The organism is Pseudomonas moraviensis (genome assembly GCF_900105805.1).
In the GTDB taxonomy this organism is placed as follows: Bacteria; Pseudomonadota; Gammaproteobacteria; order Pseudomonadales; family Pseudomonadaceae; genus Aquipseudomonas; species Aquipseudomonas moraviensis_A.
On record NZ_LT629788.1, the window covers coordinates 3,582,921 to 3,603,095 of the forward strand.

A 20,175-nucleotide genomic window follows, 5' to 3' on the forward strand; every position below is an offset into this window, starting at 1 on the left:
GACGCCGCTCCTGGCCTGAACAGTGCTCATGGTAAGGTGCCTGCCCGTCCTTATTCCTGCGCCCAGCATGCTGCCGACTTCCCGTACCCTGCGTCTGTCGTTGTATTCCCTGCTGATCATCGCCGGCACTGTCGTGGCCGCGACGCTCGCCATGCGCCACGCCGAGCGTCAGGCACAGGAAGAAGACGCCACCCGCGCGAACCAGCAACTGGGGCTCTACGCCAACTCATTGCACACCCTGATCGACCGCTACCGCGCGCTGCCCGCCGTGCTGGCGCTGGATCCGCAATTGCGTTCGGCACTGGGCGGCCCTGTCGATGCGGCGCAGCAGACCGCACTGAATCTGAAGCTGGAAAAGATCAATGGCGCGGCGCAGTCCTCGACCCTTGAACTGCTCGACCGCACCGGCCTGGCCGTGGCCGCCAGTAACTGGCGCTTGCCGAGCAGTTACGTCGGTCACAATTACGGCTTCCGCCCCTACTTCAGCCAGACCCGCACCCAAGGCACCGGGCGTTTCTACGCGGTGGGTGTGACCAGCGGCATTCCCGGTTATTTCCTCTCAAGCGCTGTGCTCGGGGACAACGGCGAGTTCCTTGGCGCGATGGTGGTCAAGCTGGAATTTCCCGAGCTGGAGCGCGAATGGAGTCAGGGCAGCGACACGCTGCTGGTCAGTGATGCGCGCGGGATCATCTTCATCGCCAACCAGCCGGGCTGGCGTTATCGCGCCTTGCGGCCGTTGAGCGCCAGCGATCTGGCCGAGATCAAAACCACCCGCCAGTACGACAAGCAATCGCTGGTCCCTTTGACCCATTTGCCGCTACGGCGCTTCGATGACAACAGCGATCTGCGCCGGGTCGAAGGCCCGCAGGGCACGGCGGATTATCTGTGGGAATCGCTGCCGCTGACGACCGAAGGCTGGACCCTGCACCTGCTGCGCCGCCCGCAAGTGGCCTTCGAGGATTTGCGCAACGCCGCGCTGGCCGCCGCCGGGGTGTGGCTGGCGCTGGTGTTTCTGTTGCTGTTTCTCAACCAGCGCTGGCGGCTGGCCAAGGTCCGCCAGCGCAATCGCGAAGAACTCGAGCGTCTGGTCGAGGAGCGTACCCGCGACCTGCGCACTGCTCAGGAAGGTCTGGTGCAGTCGGCCAAGCTTGCCGCGCTGGGGCAGATGTCCGCCGCGCTGGCCCATGAAATCAATCAACCGCTGACCGCTCAGCGCATGCAACTGGCGACCCTGCGCCTGCTGCTCGAACATGGCCGCGTGGATGACGCGTACAAGGCGCTGAAACCGGTGGATGACATGCTTACGCGCATGGCCGCCCTCACCGGCCACCTCAAGACTTTCGCCCGCAAAAGTCCGAGCGGTTTGCGTGAGCGTCTGGATCTGGCGACCGTGGTCGATCAATCGCTGCAATTGCTCGATGCGCGGCTGCGCGACGAGCAGGTCAGCCTGGTGCTGCATCTGACACGCCCGGCATGGGTGCGCGGTGATGCGATTCGTCTCGAACAGGTGCTGATCAACCTGTTGCGCAATGCGCTGGACGCCATGCAAGGCAAAGCCTGCAAGCGTCTGCAAATCCGTCTGGAGGCCGACGAGCAATTGTGGCGGCTGAGCGTCAGCGACAATGGTGGCGGCATTGCCGAGGAGCATCTGGGCCAGGTGTTCGATCCGTTCTTCACCACCAAACCGGTGGGTGACGGCCTGGGCCTGGGGCTGGCAGTATCCTTCGCCATCGTGCATGAATCCGGCGGCCGTCTGAGCGCCGAGAATGCCGACAACGGCGCGGTGTTCAGTCTTACTTTGCCAATCGATCTGGAGGCACACATCTGATGCTCAATTCGGTGATGGTGGTCGACGACGAAAGCAGCATTCGCGACGCCGTCGAACAATGGCTGAGCCTGTCGGGCTTCGAAGTGCAGCTGTTCAGCCGCGCCGAAGAATGCCTCGCCGCGCTGCCGGAGCATTTTCCCGGGGTGATCCTCAGCGATGTGCGCATGCCCGGCATGGACGGTTTGCAATTGCTCGCCGAGGCGCAGAAGCGCGACGCAGACCTGCCGGTGATTCTGCTCACCGGCCACGGCGACGTGCCGATGGCGGTTGAAGCCATGCGCGACGGCGCCTACGACTTTCTGGAAAAACCGTTCAGCCCGGAAACCCTGCTCGGCAGTCTGCGCAGGGCGCTGGACAAGCGCCGCCTGGTCCTGGAAAACCGCGCCCTGCACGAACTGGCCGACAACCGCGCGAAGCTGGATGCGACGTTGCTGGGCGTGTCTCGGGGTTTGCAGACGTTGCGTCGGCAGGTGCTGGATCTGGCGGCGCTGCCGGTCAACGTGCTGATCCGTGGCGAAACCGGCAGCGGCAAGGAACTGGTCGCGCGCTGCCTGCATGATTTCGGCCCGCGCGCCGACAAACCGTTCGTGGCGCTGAACTGCGCGGCGATCCCGGAACAACTGTTCGAGGCCGAACTGTTCGGCCATGAGAGCGGCGCGTTCACCGGCGCCTCGGGCAAGCGCATCGGCAAACTGGAGTACGCCGATGGCGGCACGCTGTTTCTCGACGAGATCGAAAGCATGCCGCTGGCCCAACAGGTGAAATTGCTGCGGGTGTTGCAGGAGCAAAAGCTTGAACGGCTGGGCTCGAATCAGAGCATTCGCGTCGATTTGCGCATCGTTGCGGCGACCAAACCGGACCTGCTTGATGAGGCCCGCGCCGGACGTTTTCGCGAAGACCTGGCTTATCGCCTGAACGTCGCCGAACTGCGCTTGCCGCCGCTGCGCGATCGCCGCGAAGATATTCCGTTGCTGTTCGAAACATTTGCCCAGAACGCCGCCCAGCGTCTGGGCCGGACCTTTCCACCGTTGACCGGCGCCCAACTGAGTCACCTGCTCAGCCACGACTGGCCGGGCAACGTCCGCGAACTGGCCAACGTTGCCGAGCGTCAGGTGTTGGGGCTGGATGAACCAGTCGCCGGAATCGATCCGGGGCAATCGCTGGCGGCGCAGCAGGAAGCCTTCGAAGCGCAATGCCTGCGCGCGGCGCTGACCCGGCACAAAGGCGATGTGAAAGCCGTGCTCGAAGAACTGCAACTGCCGCGCCGCACGTTCAATGAAAAGATGCAGCGGCATGGGTTGAGTCGGGAGATGTTTTTGGCCGAGTGAGGCAGAGATTTGTGGTGTAGCTGAAATCCCTCCCCCTCACCCCAGCCCTCTCCCCCAGGGGGGCGAGGGGGAAGGGAGCCGATCTCCATGCTTTCCCGAATCTGTATTCGACTCGATATTGCAGGTCGATGTAACCCACGAGAACACCTCGGTCAGTTCCCTCTCCCTCTGGGAGAGGGTTAGGGTGAGGGGCTTTGATCTTCACGCCGATAAGCGGAAATCCGCTCACACAAACCAATCAGTCGGCACAAATCCGCTCACCCATTCCCCCTACCCCCTCTAAACCGGCCCTCCGGCCCTTGGCACAGCTCCTGCTATAGCCCCGGCAGGCTGCGTTCCGACGCGCTCCACAAAAACAATTAAACGAAGGATCCTTCAATGGATAACTCCAACGCCCTGCCCCTCGGGTCGGCTGCCGTGCCGGCCAAACCGAGAACCACCGCCAGCCGGATCAAATCGATCTTCAGCGGCTCTGTCGGCAACATGGTCGAATGGTACGACTGGTACGTGTATGCCGCCTTCTCCCTGTACTTCGCCAAGACCTTCTTCCCCGCCGGTTCAACCACCGCGCAACTGATGAACACCGCAGCGATCTTCGCCGTCGGCTTCCTGATGCGCCCGATCGGTGGCTGGCTGATGGGCATGTACGCCGACAAGGTCGGACGCAAGAAAGCGCTGATGGCCTCGGTGTACCTGATGTGCTTCGGCTCGCTGCTGATTGCCCTGAGCCCGAACTATGAAACCATCGGCATCGGCGCGCCGATCCTGCTGGTGTTCGCCCGCCTGCTGCAAGGCCTGTCGGTCGGTGGCGAGTACGGCACGTCGGCGACGTATCTGTCCGAGATGGCGACCAAGGAACGTCGCGGCTTCTTCTCCAGCTTCCAGTACGTAACGCTGATCTCCGGCCAGCTCATCGCCCTCGGCGTGCTGATCGTGCTGCAAAACATGCTGACTACCGAACAGCTGTACGCGTGGGGCTGGCGCATCCCGTTCGCCATCGGCGCGCTGTGTGCGGTCGTGGCGCTGTACCTGCGTCGCGGCATGGAAGAAACCGAGTCGTTCACCAAAAAAGAGAAGTCCAAGGAAAGCGCCATGCGCACCTTGATGCGCCACCCGAAAGAGCTGTTGACCGTGGTCGGCCTGACCATGGGCGGTACCCTGGCGTTCTACACCTACACCACTTACATGCAGAAATACCTGGTGAACACCGTCGGCATGAGCATCTCCGACTCGACCACCATTTCTGCCGCAACACTGTTCCTGTTCATGTGCCTGCAACCGATCATCGGTGGCCTGTCGGACAAGATCGGCCGGCGCCCGATCCTGATCGCCTTCGGCGTGCTCGGTACGATCTTCACCGTGCCGATCCTGATGACCCTGCACACCATCCAGACCTGGTGGGGCGCGTTCTTCCTGATCATGGCGGCGCTGATCATCGTCAGCGGCTACACCTCGATCAACGCCGTGGTGAAAGCTGAATTGTTCCCGACCGAAATCCGCGCCCTGGGCGTCGGGCTGCCGTATGCACTGACCGTATCGATCTTCGGCGGCACCGCTGAATACATCGCGCTGTGGTTCAAGAGCATCGGCATGGAAACCGGTTACTACTGGTACGTCACCGCATGCATTGCCGTGTCGCTGCTGGTGTACATCACCATGAAAGACACCCAGAAGCATTCGCGGATCGTGACTGACTGATAGGGCTTTTGATCAACACAAATCCACTGTAGGAGTGAGCCTGCTCGCGATAGCGGTGTATCAGTCGCCATCACTGATATCTGACACACCGCCATCGCGAGCAGGCTCACTCCTACAAGGTTTGCATCCGGGTGGAAATATGCACTGGCTCCTTGCACTATGGCTGCATCCGAATGCAGCTCAGGAATCCGCTCCCCATGCCCGATGACATCCACTTCTACGAACCTGCCAATGGCCACGGCTTGCCTCACGATCCGTTCAACGCCATCGTCGGCCCGCGCCCCATCGGCTGGATCTCTTCGCAGGATGCCGAAGGCCGGCTCAATCTGGCGCCGTACAGTTTCTTCAACGCCTTCAACTACATTCCGCCGATCATTGGTTTTTCCAGCATCGGGCGCAAAGACAGTCTGAACAACATCGAGCAGACCGGTGAGTTCGTCTGGAACCTCGCCACCCGCCCGTTGGCCGAGCAGATGAACGAGAGCTGCGCGATGGTCGCGCCGGAGGTCAACGAGTTTGAACTGGCGGGGCTGACGACCGTGGCGTCGAAGGTGATTTCCGTCCCACGGGTCGCCGAAAGCCCGGTGTCCTTTGAGTGCAAGGTCACGCAGATCATTCAGCTGCAACGCGCCGATGGCGCAACCGTGCCGAGCTGGCTGATTCTCGGCGAAGTGGTCGCCGTGCACATTGCCAAATGGCTGCTGAAAGATGGCGTCTACGACACCGCCGCCGCACAACCGATTCTGCGTGGCGGCGGGCCGGCGGATTATTTCCAGCTGGGGCCTGAAGCATTGTTCAAGATGTGGCGCCCGGGGGCGCAGAAATAACTACCAGATCAGCTCGGCGTCATCAGTGACGCCCTGGAGTTTATCCAGCTCGTTGATCGCCGCTTCATCGGCTGCGATGGCGCCGGGAAACACCTGCTCGTTCAGCAATTTGTGAAAGCGCGGTGCGCCGCCCTCGATCAGGGCCTTGACCGCGATGGCCGCGTAATAACCCTTGTTGCCGCCCAGCTCGACGGGGACGACTGCGGAGACTGCTTCGAAGCGTTCAAACTCTTTACGTGCCATGTCGCGGATCCTGGCTCAATCAATTAAGCCGGACATTAAACCCTCAACCGGCGAGTTTGTGTATCGGCGCCGAACATTGACCGAGGGCCTGCGCGGCGGAAACGTCCCTGAAGGTGTGGAAGTCGAGGCTGTTGACCACCAGGTCCTGGACCAGCTCGGCGAAGACTTCCATCGACGGACTGTTGAAGTAAGCAGTCATCATCTGCTGGCTGCTCCAGTAGCCGCTGACCAGCCACAGGTCGGCGTCGCACTGCGATTGTTGCAACGAGAAACTCAGGCAACCGGGCGCAGCGCGCGAGACCTCGATCAAAGCGCTCAGGCGCACACCGAGTTCCGCCGAGCGCCCGGCCTGGGCACGAACGAAGGCCATATGACTGACAGGCATCTGCTTGGACATGATCAACCCTCCATGAAATCGCGTGGCAGCCGGGGGACGGGCTGCGACTGAAGCAAAGATTAAGGGCCGGGCCGGCAGCGCCGTTAGTCGATTCCTGCCTTCGCGTTGCACAATCCTGCGAGACTGTGCAGACGACCTGTAACAACCTGTAAACCTGCGCAACACGTGGGTCATACGCGTTTTGTGTAGGAGCTGCCGAAGGCGGCGATCTTTTGATTTTGCCTTGAAGATCAACGGATCGCAGCCTTCGGCAGCTCCTACAGGATCGTATGGCGGGAGACATGTGCGCACCTCAGGGCAGAATCAGGCAAGCATTTGGCAGAATGTGTCTACCGCCGCTGCTTGCACAAACATATGCTCTGTTGCATTCCCCCTCACTTGCCGAGGATGCCGTGCATGACGTCATTCGATCGTTTTCAAGCCGAACCCAGCGCCGACATGGAAAAGCAGCGAGCGGAGCTGGCGGCGATCATCCGCCGCAACACCAGCGATGATGGCAGCTACCAGACCGCCATCGGCTCGCTGGTCATGTCGCGCCACACCAAGTCCCATGACTTCGCCCCGGTGCTCGCACAGCCGGCGCTGTGCATCATGGCGCAGGGGCGAAAAGAGGTCCGACTGGCTGACGAGTTCTTCAATTACGACCCGCTGAATTATCTGGTGGTGTCGGTTTCGATGCCGCTCAGCGGGCGGGTGGTCAACGTCTCCCCCGAAGAACCGATCCTCGCCGTGCGCCTCGACATCGACCCGACGGAAATCACCGCGCTGATCGCCGACGCCGGCCCGATGGGCGTGCCGACGCGCCCGACCGGCCGTGGTCTGTACGTGGAAAAAATCGACAGCGCCATGCTCGACGCGGTGTTGCGTCTGGCGCGATTGCTCGACGCGCCGAAAGACATCGCCATGCTCGCGCCACTGATTCGCCGGGAGATTCTCTATCGCCTGCTGCGCAGCCCGCAGGGTCATCGCTTGTATGAGATTGCGATTGCCAACAGCCAGAGCCATCGCATCAGCCAGGCGATCAAATGGCTCAACGGCAATTTCGAGCAGCCGTTGCGCATCGATGATCTGGCGCGGGAAGTGAACCTCAGCGTGTCGACGCTGCATCACCGCTTCAAGGCGATGACGGCGATGAGTCCGTTGCAGTATCAGAAGCAGCTGCGCCTGCAAGAGGCGCGGCGACTGATGTTGACCGAAGGACTGGAAGCGTCAGCGGCGGGGTATCGCGTGGGCTATGAAAGCCCGTCGCAATTCAGCCGCGAGTACAGCCGGCTGTTTGGCGCACCGCCGTTGCGGGATCTGGCGCGGCTGCGGCTGTCGGTCTGACCGTTAAAAGCCCCTCACCCTAGCCCTCTCCCAGAGGGAGAGGGGACAGATTGGGGAATATTGAAGAGGTTCACCGACTTGAACGATTACCTTTGAATCCATAATCGACTCGATTTTTCAGGTCGGCGAACATCGCAAGACACCTCGGTCGGCTCCCTCTCCCTCCGGGCGGTCCGACGTTTCGGGAGGGCTGGGGTGAGGGTCGGCTTTTACACCGCTCGCACGACGTGCTTGATTTCCTGAAACGCCGCCAACCCCCAAGGCCCCAGTTCGCGGCCAATACTGCTCTGCTTGTATCCGCCCCACGCCGTCTGCGGGAAGATCACCTGCGGTGCATTGATCCACACCAGCCCCGCCTGCAACCCATTGGCCACGCGATCTGCTGCGGCGGCATCGCGCGTCACCACACTCGCCACCAGGCCGAACCGGGTGTCGTTGGCCAAGGCAATTGCTTCGGCCTCGCTGCCGAAACTGCGCACACATACCACCGGCCCGAAAATCTCCTCTCGCCATAACGCGCTGTCCAGCGGCACGTCGGTGAACACCGTCGGTTGCAGAAAATAGCCCCGCGGCAAATCTGCCGGGCGATTGCCGCCACAGAGCAAACGCGCCCCCGCACTCAGGCCACGATCAATATGCCCGAGTACCCGCTGGTATTGCGCCTGATTGACCAGCGCGCCCATCTCCACGTCCGGGTCGAACGGATCGGCGACTCGAATCGCCTGCGCGCGTATTTGCAGGCGCTGAAGAAATTCATCCATCAATTGCTCGGCGACCAGCACCCGACTGGTGGCCGAACACATCTGCCCGGCGTTGAAGAACGCACCGCCACACGCCAGTTCCACCGCCAGCTCAACATCGGCATCCGCCAGCACCAGCAACGACGATTTGCCACCGAGCTCCAGGCTGACTCCCTTCACGGTTTCGGCAGCGCGTTGCATCACCTGCACGCCAACCGCGTTGCTGCCGGTGAAGGAGATTTTGGCAATACGTGGATCCGCCGACAACGGCGCACCCACCGCCAGACCAGTACCGCAGACCAGATTGAACACGCCGTCGGGCAAACCGGATTCAGCGATGATCGCCGCCAGTTCCAGCTCCGGCAGCGGCGTCACTTCGGAGGGTTTGAGCACCACGCAGCAACCGGCGGCCAGCGCTGGAGCGAGTTTCCATGCGGTGGTGACCATGGGGAAATTCCACGGCACGATCAGCCCGACCACGCCGCACGGCTCACGACGCAGGCGCGCGCTGAAATCCGCGCTGGGCAGCGGCACATGGCTGTCCTGTTTTGCGTCGAGGCCTTCGGCGAGTTCGGCGTAATACTCAAACGTGGCGATCACGTCATCGACATCAATGGCCGCTTCGAACTGCGGTTTGCCGTTGTTGCTCGATTGCAGGTTCATCAAATGCTCGCGACCCTTGCGCACGCCATTGGCAATGTTGCGCAGGATCGCCGCGCGGTCGGTGCCGGTGGTCTGCGACCAGTGTTTGAACGCTTCGCACGCGGCGCTGATCGCTTCATCGACCGTCTGTTCGTCACCGCCATTGACCGTGGTCAGCAGCGCCTCCGTAGCGGGGTTGATCACCCGCAGGTGTTCACGGCCCGACGACCATTGGCCGTTGATGTAGAGGCCATCGAGTGTGGTTGGAAAATTGATCATGGGGCCACCGCCTGCATCCACTGGTTCTGGTCGATTTCAATCAGCGTCGGGCCTTGCCGGTCCGTCGCCTTGCGCAGCGCTGCGCGCAGTTCGTCGACGCTGCTGATGGCTTGCGCGGCGCAACCGAGGCCCTTGGCCACGGCGACGAAGTCCGGGGTGTAGATGTCCACGCCGACCGGTTCGATGGCGCGGTTGACCATGTACTTTTTGATCTCCTCGTAACCCTGGTTATTCCACAGCAGCACGATCACCGGCACCCGCGCTTCGACGGCGCTGGCCAGTTCCGGCAGGGTGAATTGCAAGCCGCCGTCGCCGATCAGGCACACCACGGGCGGACGGGCGCCGTTATCGAGTTGTTTACCGAGCCACGCACCAATCGCCGCAGGCAACGCATAGCCGAGGGTGCCGTAACCGGTGGAGGCGTTGAACCAGCGGCGTGGTCGCTCGGGGTTGAAAGTGAGATTGCCGGTGTACACGGGTTGCGTGGAATCGCCGACGAACACCGCGTCCGGCAGCTCGTGCAGTACGGTCTCGAGGAAACGGGTTTGCGCCAAGGTCGGCGCATCCCAGCTCGCCGCCAGCTCATCGCGCAAGCGCGCAGCCCGAGCGTGACCCCAATCATCGCGGCGCTCGGCCAGCGGTTTTTGCGTCAGCGTGCTGAGCAATGCCTGTGCGGCGTTGCGCGAATCAGCGACCAGTGCGACGTGCGGCGGGTAGTTGCGCACGGTCTGATCGGCATCGATGTCGATGCGCAGCAGCCTGCCGGGAATCTCGAAGCCGCCAGCGAACATGACGTCGTAATCGGTCTCGGCCAGCTCGGTGCCGATCGCCAGCACCACATCGGCCTCGGCAACCAGTGCGCGGGTGGCGACCAGGCTTTGCGTCGAACCGATCAACAGCGCATGGCCCGTCGGCAGCATGCCCTTGGCGTTGATGGTCAGCGCTACCGGCGCATCGAGCAACTCGGCGATTCGCCTCAGCTCCGGGGCGGCGTCGATGGCACCGCCGCCGGCGAGAATCAGTGGCCGTTGCGCGCTGGCGAGCAGTTCGCTCATGCGACTCACGGCAGCCGGTGCGGCGCCGGCACGGTCGATGCTCACCGGCATGCTGGCGAGCAATTCATCGGCCTCCTCCACCAACACGTCCAAGGGAATTTCGATGTGCACCGGACGCGGTCGCCCGGCCTGGAACAAGGCAAACGCACGGGCCAGCACCACCGGCAACTCGGCGGCAGACATCAGCGTGTGCGAGAACGCTGCAACGCCGCCGACCAGTGCGCTCTGGTTCGGCAGCTCATGCAACTTGCCGCGGCCACCGCCCAACTGATGGCGCGACTGGACGCTGGAGATCACCAGCATCGGAATCGAATCGGCGTAAGCCTGGCCCATGGCGGTGGTGATATTGGTCATGCCCGGGCCCGTGATGATGAAACACACACCGGGTTTGCCGCTGGTGCGCGCATAGCCGTCGGCCATGAAGCCGGCACCCTGCTCATGGCGAGGCGTGACGTGGTTGATGCTCGAACGGGCGAGGCCCCGGTACAGCTCAACGGTGTGCACACCGGGAATGCCGAACACCTGCTCGACCCCGTAATTCTCCAACAGCCTGACCAGTACTTCGCCGCACGTTGCCATGTTGATTGCCCTTTCTCGTTCGCTGAAACACAGCTTGTGCAGGAGTGAGCCTGCTCGCGATAGCGTCATGAAATTCAACATTGCAGTGACTGACTCACCGCTATCGCGAGCAGGCTCACTCCTACAGAAAAGCCGTGGAATGCGTTCATTGGAACGGTGCACAACTGGCAGCAACAATCGATTAAAAGTCATACTAGCCATGTCCTCCCGTCATACCTCGGATTGCCATGAAACGCCTGCCTCCCCTTCCCGCGCTGCATACGTTCTGGATCACCGCGCAATGTTGCAACTTCACCCGCGCCGCCGAGCAGTTGCACATCACTCAGGGCGCGGTGAGCCGGCAGATCGCCGGGCTGGAGGAACAGCTCGGTTATCCGTTGTTCATTCGTCTGGCCCGCGGTCTGGCGTTAACGGCCGAAGGCCGCGAATGGCTGCCGCAGGTGGAAAAGGTCTTCGGACTGATCGGCGAAGCGACCGAGCAGATCGGACTCAAACATCAGACTTTGCAACTCAAGGCCCCGAGCTGCGTGATGCGCTGGCTGCTGCCGCGTCTGCTGCAATGGCAGAAGGAGCGCCCGGACGTGCCGGTAAAACTGACGGCCTCGCTGCAACACGGTGTGGATTTTCAGCGCGAGCAATTCGACGCCGCCGTGATCTACGGCCCGCCACCGGATAATTCGCCAGGCGCGCTGCATCTGTTCGACGAGCAACTGACACCGGTCTGCTCGCCGCAATTGCTCAAGGGCTCGCCCGCGCTTAATTCACCGGAGGATTTGCAGGCGCATCTGTTGTTGCACCCGACCCACGACCTTCAGGACTGGTCGGTGTGGCTCGATGCGGCGGGTTTGCAACTGAGTAACCTGGGTAGCGGGCAGCATTTCGAAACGCTGGATCAGGCGATGTCGATGGCCTCCCATGGCACAGGTGTGGCGATCGGGGACTGGTCGCTGATTGGTGATGATCTGAACGCCGGGCGGCTGGTGATGCCGTTTGCGTTGAAGGTGAAGACGGGGTTGGCGTATTACGCGGTGGTGCCTGCTGCAGCCAAGCCCTCGCCGCAGTTGGAAGAGTTGATGCTTTGGCTGGTTGAGCAGGCACATTTGCGCTGAAGCTTCTCCCCCTCACCATAGCCCTCTCCCCAGGGAGAGGGAACTGATTGGGGGATGCTCAAGAAATTCATCGACCTGACACAGCCGCGCCGAATCCATAATCGACACGGTCGTTCAGGTCAATGCGTGATCCAAGACAACTCGGTCGCGTCCCTCTCCCCCCGGGAGAGGGCTGGGGTGAGGGGAAAAGTCTTGACTCAATATCCGACCGTATAACGTTGGCGCGAATGCTTCGGCGTTTCCACTTCGTCAATCAGCGCAATCGCGTAATCGGCAAACGTGATCCAGCTACGCCCTTGCGCACTGACCAACAGATGATCCTTGCCGACACGGAAGGTGCCACTGCGCTCACCTTCGACAAACTCCGCCGACGGCGACAGGAAAGTCCAGTCCAGTTCCTGTTCCTGACGCAACGCTTCAAGAAACGCCGCCCCCGCACTCGCCTCGGTTTTGTACTCGGCCGGGAACCCGGCACTGTCGATCACCCGCGTGTCATCCGGCAGCAACAGCGAACCGGCGCCGCCCACCACCAGCAAGCGTTTAACGCCCGCCTGCTTGACCGGCCCGACAATCGCCGAGGCCGGCACGGTGGCGAAATGCGCTGCGCTGATCACCACGTCGTGACCGGCTACCGCCGCCTGCAGCGCCGCCGCATCCAGCACGTCGAGATTTTTGCTGACGACACCGGCGCGATTACCGATCTTCGAAGTATCGCGGGCAATGGCCGTGACGCTGTGACCGCGACGCAGGGCTTCTTCCAGCAGTTGGCTACCGGCACGTCCGGTGGCGCCGATGATTGCAATCTTGCTCATGAGATTCTCCAGTTGGCTTGAAAAGGCTGCGTGTTCAGGTTCGGCTTACCACTGCATCTCACCCTTGGCGACTTTCGCGCTGAGTTCCAGCGAGCTTTCCTCGCCAAGTTGCGGGTAGCGCTTTTTCATCGCCGCGATCAACGCAGCAGAATCTTTGGCCTTGGCGGTTTCGGCATCGAAGGCCTTGATGTAATCAGCGGTGAATTTCACGCTGTCCAGCGAGCGGCTGCTATCACCCAGGTAATGGCCAGGCACCACGGTTTGCGGTTTCAGGCTTTCGATGGTGTGCAAGGTGTGCAGCCAGTCGGCGTGGGATTGCGCAGTCTGGGTGTCGGCCATCCACACATGAATGTTCTCGGCGACCACCACGCCGCCGACCACCGCCTTCAGCGACGGAATCCACACGAAGCTGCGATCCGGCTGTTTGCCGTCGAGGCCGATCACCTGCAACTTCTGCCCTTCGAGGGTCAGGCTGTCGCCCTTGAGCACGTCCGGGACGATGGTTTTCGCTGGCACATCGGCACCCATTTTCGGGCCCCAGTAGGCCAGTTTGCCATCGACGGTGTGCTTGATGTGATCAACGGTCGGCTGCGAGGCCAGCACTTTCGCCTGTGGAAATGCTTTGGTCAGGGTGTCGAGACCGAAGTAGTAATCCGGATCGCCGTGGCTGATGTAGATGGTGGTCAATTGCTTGCCGCTGGCGCGGATCTTTTCCACCACCTGCTCGGCTTGGGATTTGCCGAATTGCGCGTCGACCAGAATCGCCTCTTTCTCGCCACTGACCAGCACCGAGCTGACCGGGAAAATCGCCTGGGTGCCCGGGTTGTAGATATCGAGGCTCAGCTCGGCAGCGGACGCATGGGCGGCAAAAGCGAAAAATGCTGAGGCGAGCAGCACGCGTTTGAACTGGGTGAAACCGATCATCTGTTGCTCCGAGTTTCGAATGCCAGGTTGGCGATGCAACAGAGCTTAGTTGCCAGACTCAGTACAAAAAATGCGATGCTTGAACATAGTTTGTTTCTAAAATCGGGCAAATCATGGATCGGCTTCAAGCAATGCGCGTATTCGTCACGGTGGTGGATCTGGGCAGCCAGTCAGCGGCGGCCGACCACCTCGACCTGTCGCGGCCGGTGGTCTCGCGCTATCTGGCGGAGCTGGAAGACTGGGTCGGCGCGCGGCTGATGCACCGCACCACGCGCAAACTGAGCCTGACCGCCGCCGGCAGTGAAATCCTCCCGCGTTGTCGGCAGATGATCGACCTGTCGCACGACATGCGGGCCGCCGTCAGCGAACCCGATGACGCCCCGCGCGGACTGCTGCGGATCAGCGTCAGCACCTCGTTCGGCCAGGCGCAACTGGCCGATGCCATGGCGGCATACGTCAAGCTTTACCCAGGCGTGAGCATCGATCTGCAAATGCTCGACCGCACGGTGAATCTGGTCGATGAACGCATCGATCTGGCGATTCGCACCAGCAACGATCTCGATCCGAATCTGATCGCCCGACGCCTGACCGTTTGTCGTTCGGTGGTGTGCGCAGCGCCGGCTTACCTGCGAGAGCATCCGGCGCCACGGACAGTTGAAGATCTGAGCCGACACAATTGCCTGACCCATTCCTACTTCGGCAAGAGCCTGTGGCATTTCGAAGAGGATGGCCAACCGGTTTCTGTACCGGTGCAGGGCAATATCAGCGCCAACGAGGCCAGCACCCTCCTGCGCGCCACCCTGGCCGGCGCGGGTGTGGCGATGCTGCCGACCTACCAGGCCGGGGTGCACATTCACAACGGCGAACTGCTGCGTTTGCTGCCACATGCCGAACCGCGACAGATGAACATCTACGCGGTGTACGCCTCACGCAAACACATGCCCGCAGCGCTGCGCAGCCTGCTCGATTTTCTGGTGCAGCGCTTTCCCGAGAATCCCGCGTGGGATGCCGGCCTGTAAAGCAATCCCTTGTAGGAGTGAGCCTGCTCGCGATAGCGGTATTTCTGTCGGCACAGCGGTGACTGACACACCGCTATCGCGAGCAGGCTCACTCCTACAGGGGCTCATCAGTGTGCTGAATGGCCAGGTAAATCCTCAAGCGCACTCGCTGGCAAGTGTGCACCGCTGACCTATGCTCAAAGTAATACCGCAAGGTAGACGTTCAGAGGTCTACGCCATGAACATCAAAACAAAAAGGTACGCCGCGATTTTCATCACCTGCGCCGCCACCCTGGCGTTGTATGGCGCCGCTGCCTGGCGGGTCGAGCAGTTACGCCAGCTGCCGCGCGAGTATGCGAGCTGCAACTATGAGCGGTGTATTCCGCACAATGCCACGCTGAATGCATTGCGCTGATTGACCTGGGCTGGAATGCAATCCCTGTGGGAGCGAGCCTGCTCGCGAATGCGCTGTGTCAGCCAGCATCGTTGCTGAATGAGAGGCCGTATTCGCGAGCAGGCTCGCTCCCACAGGGGGTTGCGGTGTTCTCAGGATTGCTGCTCGGCCTTCAAGCGGTCGCGGAATGCCTTTGGCGAAATCCCCACCCGGCGGCGGAACAGCCGCGTGAAGTTGGTCGGGTCGGAAAAGCCCAACAACTCCGACATCTCGTAAATGGTCATGCTGGTGTAGGTCAGCAGGCGCTTGGCTTCCAGCAACTGGCGCTCGTGCATGATCTGCAACGCCGGTTGCCCGGCCAGTTCACGGCAGGTGCCGTTGAGGTGCGATACGGAAATGCCCAGGCGATGGGCGAGGTCTTCCACTTTGACGTGCTGGCGGTAAGTCTCTTCCACCAGCTGAATGAAACCGTTGAGGTACTCGCGCTGACGTTGTGGGCGCTGACTGGCCTTGTGGCGGACGATCGCCTGACGGCTGACCCAGACCATGATCACGCTGACCAGCGAATGCATGAGCATTTCCCGCGCTGGTTGATGGCCGTTGTACTCGGCCTGCAACGCTGCAAACAGACTGTTGAGGTAATCGCCGTCCTCGCCGGCCGGGTAGTTTTCCGCCCGGGCCAGGGCGTGTACCGAGTCGCCCAGTTGCGCCTGCAAATGGTTGATCAGGGGCGTCGCCAGGGTGACGATGAAGCCCTCGACGTCCTCGGAAAAGCGAAAACCGTGCACCGACAACGGTGGCAACACCTGTATCGCAGGCGTCTCGAGTTGCGTGCGCTGGCCTTCGATTTCAAGCTCTGCCTGACCTTTGAAAACGAATAGCAGCTGGCACAGATCCGCGTGGCGGTGAGGTTTGATTTCCCATTGATGTTCGCGACTGCGCGAGGAAATGGTTTCACAGTGCAGCAAGTCCGGGGTCGGCCAGTCCAGGCTTTCACCATAGAGCTTGAACACCGGAATCGAAGGCAGGGCAGGCTTGTTCATCACTTCAATCCAGGCCTCGGGTTTATGGGCGATAATCGCACCGATTGGCAGAATGTACAGGTATCGGCTCAGTTTTCACCTTCAATTGACAGACCCGCAAGGGAAAAATGCAAGCACTCGATCCATAAAATCATTCACCGGCAATTGCTGCGTGAAGCTTGCGAGTCATAAAAACAATGAAAACCCTGAAAACCCAAGTCGCCATTATCGGCGCCGGTCCTTCCGGACTGCTCCTCGGCCAGTTGCTGCACAACGCTGGCATCGACACCCTGATCCTCGAACGCCAGACCCCTGATTACATTCTCGGGCGCATCCGTGCCGGTGTGCTTGAACAAGGCATGGTAGAGCTGCTGCGTCAGGCCGGGATCGGTCAGCGAATGGATGCCGAGGGCCTGATTCATGGCGGATTCGATCTGGCGCTGGACGGTCGTCAGGTGCATATCGACCTGCACGCGTTGACCGGTGGCAAAACCGTAATGGTCTACGGCCAGACCGAGGTCACCCGCGACCTGATGGCCGCTCGTCGGGAGGCCGGCGCACCGACTATTTATCAGGCGAGCAATGTCGTTCCCCACGACATGAAAAGTGACGAAGCTTTTGTCACCTTCGAAAAGGACGGTGAATCGTGGCGCGTCGACTGCGATTACATCGCCGGTTGCGATGGCTTCCACGGCGTCGCGCGGCAGTCGATTCCTGCCGATTGCCTGAAGATCTTCGAGCGGGTTTATCCGTTCGGCTGGCTGGGCATTCTTGCCGACACACCACCTGTTCACGAGGAACTGGTCTATGCCCGTCACGAGCGCGGCTTCGCCTTGTGCAGCATGCGTTCGGCCACCCGCACGCGTTATTACCTGCAAGTGCCAGCGGATGAAAACGTCGATGACTGGAGCGATCAGCGTTTCTGGGATGAGTTGAAAAACCGCCTGCCGGTGGCCCTCGCGGAAAAACTGGTTACCGGCCCTTCGATCGAAAAAAGCATCGCGCCGCTGCGCAGCTTTGTCGTTGAACCGATGCAGTACGGCCGGATGTTCCTGGTCGGCGACGCCGCGCACATCGTCCCGCCCACCGGTGCCAAAGGCTTGAATCTGGCGGCCAGCGATGTCAGTACGCTGTTCAATATTCTGCTGAAGGTCTATCGAGAAGGCCGTAGCGATCTGCTGGAAAAATATTCAGAGATTTGCCTGCGCCGGGTGTGGAAAGCCGAGCGGTTTTCCTGGTGGATGACGTCGATGCTGCATCGCTTCGACGAGCACGATGAATTCAGCCAGCGCATCAGCGCTTCGGAACTGGACTACTTCGTCAGCTCGGAAGCCGGGCAGAAAACCATTGCAGAAAATTACGTCGGGCTCCCGTACGAGGCTATCGAATAGCCTGCTATCGACTTACACTGGCGAGCACTTACCCGCTCGCCTTGCCCGTGCGGGTCAATCACTGCCCGCAGGTTTTCCGTGACCACTCTCAACCAGCCTGAAACGCCCAAACCGGCCATTCGCAGCGTGCTGGTCGCCTTGATGATGGCGATCTTTCTTGGTGCGCTGGACCAGACCATCGTCGCCGTGTCGATGCCGGCGATCTCCGCGCAGTTCAAGGACGTCAGCCTGCTGGCCTGGGTGATTTCCGGCTACATGGTGGCGATGACCGTCGCGGTGCCGATCTACGGCAAGCTCGGCGACTTGTACGGGCGACGCAAACTGATGCTGTTCGGCATGGGCCTGTTCACCCTCGCCTCGTTGTTCTGCGGCATGGCGCAAAGCATGGAGCAACTGGTGCTGGCGCGCATTCTTCAGGGCATCGGCGCTGGCGGCATGATCTCGGTGAGTCAGGCGATCATCGGCGACATCGTCCCGCCGCGTGAGCGCGGGCGCTATCAGGGTTACTTCAGCAGCATGTACGCCGTGGCCAGCGTCGCCGGCCCGGTGCTCGGCGGCTACATGACCGAATACCTGTCGTGGCGCTGGGTGTTTCTGATCAACCTGCCGCTGGGCCTCGGCGCGTGGTGGGTGGCGCGGCGCAACCTGCGCGGCTTGCCGATTCCGCAGCGCAAACCGGTGATCGATTACCTCGGCACGGTGCTGATGATCATCGGTCTGACTGCGTTGCTGCTCGGCATCACCGAAGTCGGCCAGGGCCATTCATGGCGCAGCAGCGAAGTGCTCGGCCTGCTCGCCTGCGCCGTGATCGTCCTGGCGTTGTTCGTCTGGCATGAGCGCCGGGCACGCGAGCCGTTGCTGCCGATGCACCTGTTCGCCAACCGCAATGCCCTGCTGTGCTGGTGCACGATTTTCTTCACCAGTTTCCAGGCCATCTCGCTGATCGTGCTGATGCCGCTGCGCTTTCAAAGCGTCACCGGCGCCGGCGCCGACAGCGCCGCGTTGCACTTGCTGCCACTGGCGATGGGCTTGCCGATCGGCGCCTATTTCGCCGGCCGCCGCACGTCGATTACCGGGCGCTACAAACCGCAGATTCTCACCGGGGCGATCCTCATGCCGATCTCGATTCTCGGCATGGCCTTCAGTCCGCCGCAAGCGACGTTGCTCAGCGGGTTGTTCATGTTGCTCAGCGGTATTGCCGGCGGCATGCAGTTCCCGACCTCGCTGGTCGGTACGCAAAACTCAGTGGAACAACGGGACATCGGCGTCGCTACCAGCACCACCAACCTGTTTCGCTCACTGGGCGGTGCGGTAGGCGTGGCGTTGATGTCGGCGCTGTTGCTCGCGTTGCTGCACGACTCCAGTTTCGCCCACCTGGCGAACAGTGCGCTGATCAGCGAAGGGCATTCTGGCAATGTCCTGCTCGATGGCCTGAACGCCGCGCCGGGGGATGCGCAGAACGCCTTGCGCGCGGAACTGCTGGTGACCTTCCGACACTTGCTCTGGGTCAGCACGGCAGTGTCGCTGCTGGGGCTGGCGGCGGCGATTGCCATGCCGAACAACCTGCTGCGCGGGCGCGAACACGGCGCGAAATAGCACAAGCACCGCAAAACCCTGTAGGAGCGAGCCTGCTCGCGATGACGGTATGCCTGTCGACATCATTGTTGTATGAAACACCGCATCGCGAGCAGGCTCACTCCTACAGAGGAACGGCGTTCGCTCAAGGGCTGTAGTAACCCACCGCGACGAGGAAGTGCCCGACCTTTTTCAGGTAGGCATGCTTGTCCTCGATCTTGCCGGTCACCGGGTTTTTCCAGCGATATTCGTATTCGCCTTCATCCTGTTTGCCGATCAGCGCCAGAATCGGCTCGCCCACCGGCTTGCCTTCCGGGTCCTTGACCTTGCCAAAATCGGTGTTGATCAAGCGCAGGTTGGTGCCGTGTGCGACGTAGCGCTGGTTGTTCAGATCGACCACGAACACATACAGATCGTCCTGCAGATAACCGCCCTTGAGCGAGTTGATCGCGGTAAGCGTGCCCTTCTCGTCCTTGCCCAGATCCGTCGCGGCTTTATCCAGCAAGGCCTTGGCCTGCTCGGCAGAGGCACGCGGCAAGTAGTAACCGACGGCAAGAATGCGCTGACCGACGCGCTGATAGAACACATGCTTGCGCTCGACCTTGCCGTCGGCCCAGTTCTGCCAGCGGTATTCGGCCTGCTGGATGCCGTTGCCTTCCGGCACCTTCAGCGCGTCCTTGAACGCCTTCTGCAGATCCGGCCCGAGCACTTCGCTGACATCGCGGCCGATCAGCGCCGAAGACGGCCCGCCGCTGGCAAGCATGACGCCCTTGGTGTCGAGGACGAAGACATAGCGGTCCTTGTCGACGAACTCCCCTTGGCGGCTGAACGCAGCGAACGCCTTGTCGCCATTGTCGTGGTAGTAGGCCAAGGCTTTTTCCAGCAGGGCGATGGCCGCCTGACTGTCATCCTTGGCGGCGGTGGCGGCGGCGCTGGCCTGGCCGAAACCGGCCAACAACAGCAGGCCGAGCCAGGCCACCTTATGCAAAAACCCCATAGCGCATCCCT

The 20,175-nt window shown here is 61.4% G+C and carries 18 protein-coding genes; 10 read left to right on the forward strand and 8 right to left on the reverse strand.

Going from position 1 to position 20,175, the window contains the following annotated elements; translation table 11 throughout:
* The first annotated feature begins 67 nt into the window (after window positions 1-67).
* The 4 genes from BLU71_RS15890 to BLU71_RS15905 all read left to right on the forward strand — a co-directional run bounded on the left by BLU71_RS15890 (window position 68) and on the right by BLU71_RS15905 (window position 5,681).
* Complete coding sequence (locus BLU71_RS15890) at window positions 68-1,828, forward strand: sensor histidine kinase (RefSeq protein ID WP_083353463.1); 1,761 nt, start codon at window positions 68-70, stop codon at window positions 1,826-1,828.
* Window positions 1,828-3,156 carry a sigma-54-dependent transcriptional regulator gene (locus BLU71_RS15895; RefSeq protein WP_083353464.1) on the forward strand — a complete coding sequence of 443 codons (1,329 nt, stop codon included), beginning with the start codon at window positions 1,828-1,830 and terminating at the stop codon, window positions 3,154-3,156. Before BLU71_RS15890 ends, BLU71_RS15895 begins: the two co-directional genes overlap by 1 nt.
* Window positions 3,157-3,534: 378 nt before the next feature.
* On the forward strand, window positions 3,535-4,854 hold the full coding sequence (locus BLU71_RS15900; RefSeq protein WP_024014128.1) for an MFS transporter: 1,320 nt from the start codon (window positions 3,535-3,537) through the stop codon (window positions 4,852-4,854).
* Between the two features lie 197 nt (window positions 4,855-5,051).
* A complete protein-coding gene (locus BLU71_RS15905; protein WP_065616696.1) occupies window positions 5,052-5,681 on the forward strand; it encodes a flavin reductase family protein in 630 nt (209 codons plus the stop codon).
* On the opposite strand, the gene BLU71_RS15910 is transcribed toward BLU71_RS15905, so the two are convergent.
* Both BLU71_RS15910 and BLU71_RS15915 read right to left on the reverse strand, forming a co-directional pair.
* Window positions 5,682-5,924, reverse strand: coding sequence for a hypothetical protein (locus BLU71_RS15910; RefSeq protein WP_083353465.1), 243 nt, complete (start codon window positions 5,922-5,924; stop codon window positions 5,682-5,684).
* 43 nt (window positions 5,925-5,967) lie between these two features.
* Complete coding sequence (locus BLU71_RS15915) at window positions 5,968-6,321, reverse strand: putative quinol monooxygenase (RefSeq protein ID WP_039758266.1); 354 nt, start codon at window positions 6,319-6,321, stop codon at window positions 5,968-5,970.
* A gap of 396 nt (window positions 6,322-6,717) precedes the next feature.
* On the opposite strand from BLU71_RS15915, the gene BLU71_RS15920 reads away from it, so the two are divergent.
* Complete coding sequence (locus BLU71_RS15920) at window positions 6,718-7,647, forward strand: AraC family transcriptional regulator (protein ID WP_042607330.1); 930 nt, start codon at window positions 6,718-6,720, stop codon at window positions 7,645-7,647.
* A gap of 209 nt (window positions 7,648-7,856) precedes the next feature.
* Here BLU71_RS15920 and BLU71_RS15925 read toward each other — a convergent pair whose 3' ends face one another.
* Together BLU71_RS15925 and BLU71_RS15930 are read right to left on the reverse strand one after the other, a co-directional pair.
* Window positions 7,857-9,305: an aldehyde dehydrogenase family protein gene (locus BLU71_RS15925; RefSeq protein WP_173867406.1), complete on the reverse strand. Its 1,449-nt coding sequence runs from the start codon at window positions 9,303-9,305 to the stop codon at window positions 7,857-7,859.
* Complete coding sequence (locus BLU71_RS15930; RefSeq protein WP_083353467.1) at window positions 9,305-10,942, reverse strand: 5-guanidino-2-oxopentanoate decarboxylase; 1,638 nt, start codon at window positions 10,940-10,942, stop codon at window positions 9,305-9,307. The genes BLU71_RS15925 and BLU71_RS15930 overlap by 1 nt, the downstream gene beginning before the upstream one ends.
* Window positions 10,943-11,169: 227 nt before the next feature.
* Between BLU71_RS15930 and BLU71_RS15935 the strand changes: the two genes are divergently transcribed.
* Window positions 11,170-12,051, forward strand: coding sequence for a LysR substrate-binding domain-containing protein (locus BLU71_RS15935; RefSeq protein ID WP_065616692.1), 882 nt, complete (start codon window positions 11,170-11,172; stop codon window positions 12,049-12,051).
* Window positions 12,052-12,248: 197 nt separating this feature from the next.
* On the opposite strand, the gene BLU71_RS15940 is transcribed toward BLU71_RS15935, so the two are convergent.
* Window positions 12,249-12,863 (reverse strand): NAD(P)-dependent oxidoreductase, encoded by a 615-nt coding sequence (locus BLU71_RS15940; protein WP_065616691.1) that lies wholly within the window; start codon window positions 12,861-12,863, stop codon window positions 12,249-12,251.
* A gap of 45 nt (window positions 12,864-12,908) precedes the next feature.
* The gene (locus BLU71_RS15945; protein WP_083353468.1) at window positions 12,909-13,787 is read right to left on the reverse strand and encodes an MBL fold metallo-hydrolase; all 879 of its coding nucleotides are present in this window, start codon (window positions 13,785-13,787) and stop codon (window positions 12,909-12,911) included.
* Between the two features lie 113 nt (window positions 13,788-13,900).
* On the opposite strand from BLU71_RS15945, the gene BLU71_RS15950 reads away from it, so the two are divergent.
* Both BLU71_RS15950 and BLU71_RS27510 read left to right on the forward strand, forming a co-directional pair.
* Complete coding sequence (locus BLU71_RS15950; protein WP_201297834.1) at window positions 13,901-14,806, forward strand: LysR family transcriptional regulator; 906 nt, start codon at window positions 13,901-13,903, stop codon at window positions 14,804-14,806.
* Window positions 14,807-15,023: 217 nt separating this feature from the next.
* Window positions 15,024-15,200 carry a hypothetical protein gene (locus BLU71_RS27510; protein ID WP_173867352.1) on the forward strand — a complete coding sequence of 59 codons (177 nt, stop codon included), beginning with the start codon at window positions 15,024-15,026 and terminating at the stop codon, window positions 15,198-15,200.
* Window positions 15,201-15,331: 131 nt separating this feature from the next.
* On the opposite strand, the gene BLU71_RS15955 is transcribed toward BLU71_RS27510, so the two are convergent.
* Window positions 15,332-16,222 (reverse strand): helix-turn-helix domain-containing protein, encoded by an 891-nt coding sequence (locus tag BLU71_RS15955; protein WP_042607337.1) that lies wholly within the window; start codon window positions 16,220-16,222, stop codon window positions 15,332-15,334.
* A gap of 176 nt (window positions 16,223-16,398) precedes the next feature.
* On the opposite strand from BLU71_RS15955, the gene pobA reads away from it, so the two are divergent.
* Window positions 16,399-17,592 carry a 4-hydroxybenzoate 3-monooxygenase gene (pobA, locus tag BLU71_RS15960; protein ID WP_083353470.1) on the forward strand — a complete coding sequence of 398 codons (1,194 nt, stop codon included), beginning with the start codon at window positions 16,399-16,401 and terminating at the stop codon, window positions 17,590-17,592.
* Between the two features lie 78 nt (window positions 17,593-17,670).
* Window positions 17,671-19,188: an MDR family MFS transporter gene (locus tag BLU71_RS15965; RefSeq protein WP_083353471.1), complete on the forward strand. Its 1,518-nt coding sequence runs from the start codon at window positions 17,671-17,673 to the stop codon at window positions 19,186-19,188.
* Window positions 19,189-19,312: 124 nt separating this feature from the next.
* Here BLU71_RS15965 and BLU71_RS15970 read toward each other — a convergent pair whose 3' ends face one another.
* Window positions 19,313-20,164, reverse strand: coding sequence for a cache domain-containing protein (locus tag BLU71_RS15970; RefSeq protein ID WP_083353472.1), 852 nt, complete (start codon window positions 20,162-20,164; stop codon window positions 19,313-19,315).
* Between the last annotated feature and the right edge of the window lie 11 nt (window positions 20,165-20,175).

What these genes read in the sequence shown, in the direction of transcription:
- BLU71_RS15970 (WP_083353472.1), bottom strand. Translation starts at nt 20,164, where the DNA reads ATGGGGTTTTTGCATAAGGTGGCCTGGCTCGGCCTGCTGTTGTTGGCC.
- BLU71_RS15930 (WP_083353467.1), bottom strand. Translation starts at nt 10,942, where the DNA reads ATGGCAACGTGCGGCGAAGTACTGGTCAGGCTGTTGGAGAATTACGGG.
- BLU71_RS15955 (WP_042607337.1), bottom strand. Translation starts at nt 16,222, where the DNA reads ATGAACAAGCCTGCCCTGCCTTCGATTCCGGTGTTCAAGCTCTATGGT.
- BLU71_RS15910 (WP_083353465.1), bottom strand. Translation starts at nt 5,924, where the DNA reads ATGGCACGTAAAGAGTTTGAACGCTTCGAAGCAGTCTCCGCAGTCGTC.
- pobA (WP_083353470.1), top strand. Translation starts at nt 16,399, where the DNA reads ATGAAAACCCTGAAAACCCAAGTCGCCATTATCGGCGCCGGTCCTTCC.
- BLU71_RS15945 (WP_083353468.1), bottom strand. Translation starts at nt 13,787, where the DNA reads ATGATCGGTTTCACCCAGTTCAAACGCGTGCTGCTCGCCTCAGCATTT.
- BLU71_RS15905 (WP_065616696.1), top strand. Translation starts at nt 5,052, where the DNA reads ATGCCCGATGACATCCACTTCTACGAACCTGCCAATGGCCACGGCTTG.
- BLU71_RS15940 (WP_065616691.1), bottom strand. Translation starts at nt 12,863, where the DNA reads ATGAGCAAGATTGCAATCATCGGCGCCACCGGACGTGCCGGTAGCCAA.
- BLU71_RS15890 (WP_083353463.1), top strand. Translation starts at nt 68, where the DNA reads ATGCTGCCGACTTCCCGTACCCTGCGTCTGTCGTTGTATTCCCTGCTG.
- BLU71_RS15950 (WP_201297834.1), top strand. Translation starts at nt 13,901, where the DNA reads ATGGATCGGCTTCAAGCAATGCGCGTATTCGTCACGGTGGTGGATCTG.
- BLU71_RS27510 (WP_173867352.1), top strand. Translation starts at nt 15,024, where the DNA reads ATGAACATCAAAACAAAAAGGTACGCCGCGATTTTCATCACCTGCGCC.
- BLU71_RS15895 (WP_083353464.1), top strand. Translation starts at nt 1,828, where the DNA reads ATGCTCAATTCGGTGATGGTGGTCGACGACGAAAGCAGCATTCGCGAC.
- BLU71_RS15915 (WP_039758266.1), bottom strand. Translation starts at nt 6,321, where the DNA reads ATGTCCAAGCAGATGCCTGTCAGTCATATGGCCTTCGTTCGTGCCCAG.
- BLU71_RS15935 (WP_065616692.1), top strand. Translation starts at nt 11,170, where the DNA reads ATGAAACGCCTGCCTCCCCTTCCCGCGCTGCATACGTTCTGGATCACC.
- BLU71_RS15920 (WP_042607330.1), top strand. Translation starts at nt 6,718, where the DNA reads ATGACGTCATTCGATCGTTTTCAAGCCGAACCCAGCGCCGACATGGAA.
- BLU71_RS15900 (WP_024014128.1), top strand. Translation starts at nt 3,535, where the DNA reads ATGGATAACTCCAACGCCCTGCCCCTCGGGTCGGCTGCCGTGCCGGCC.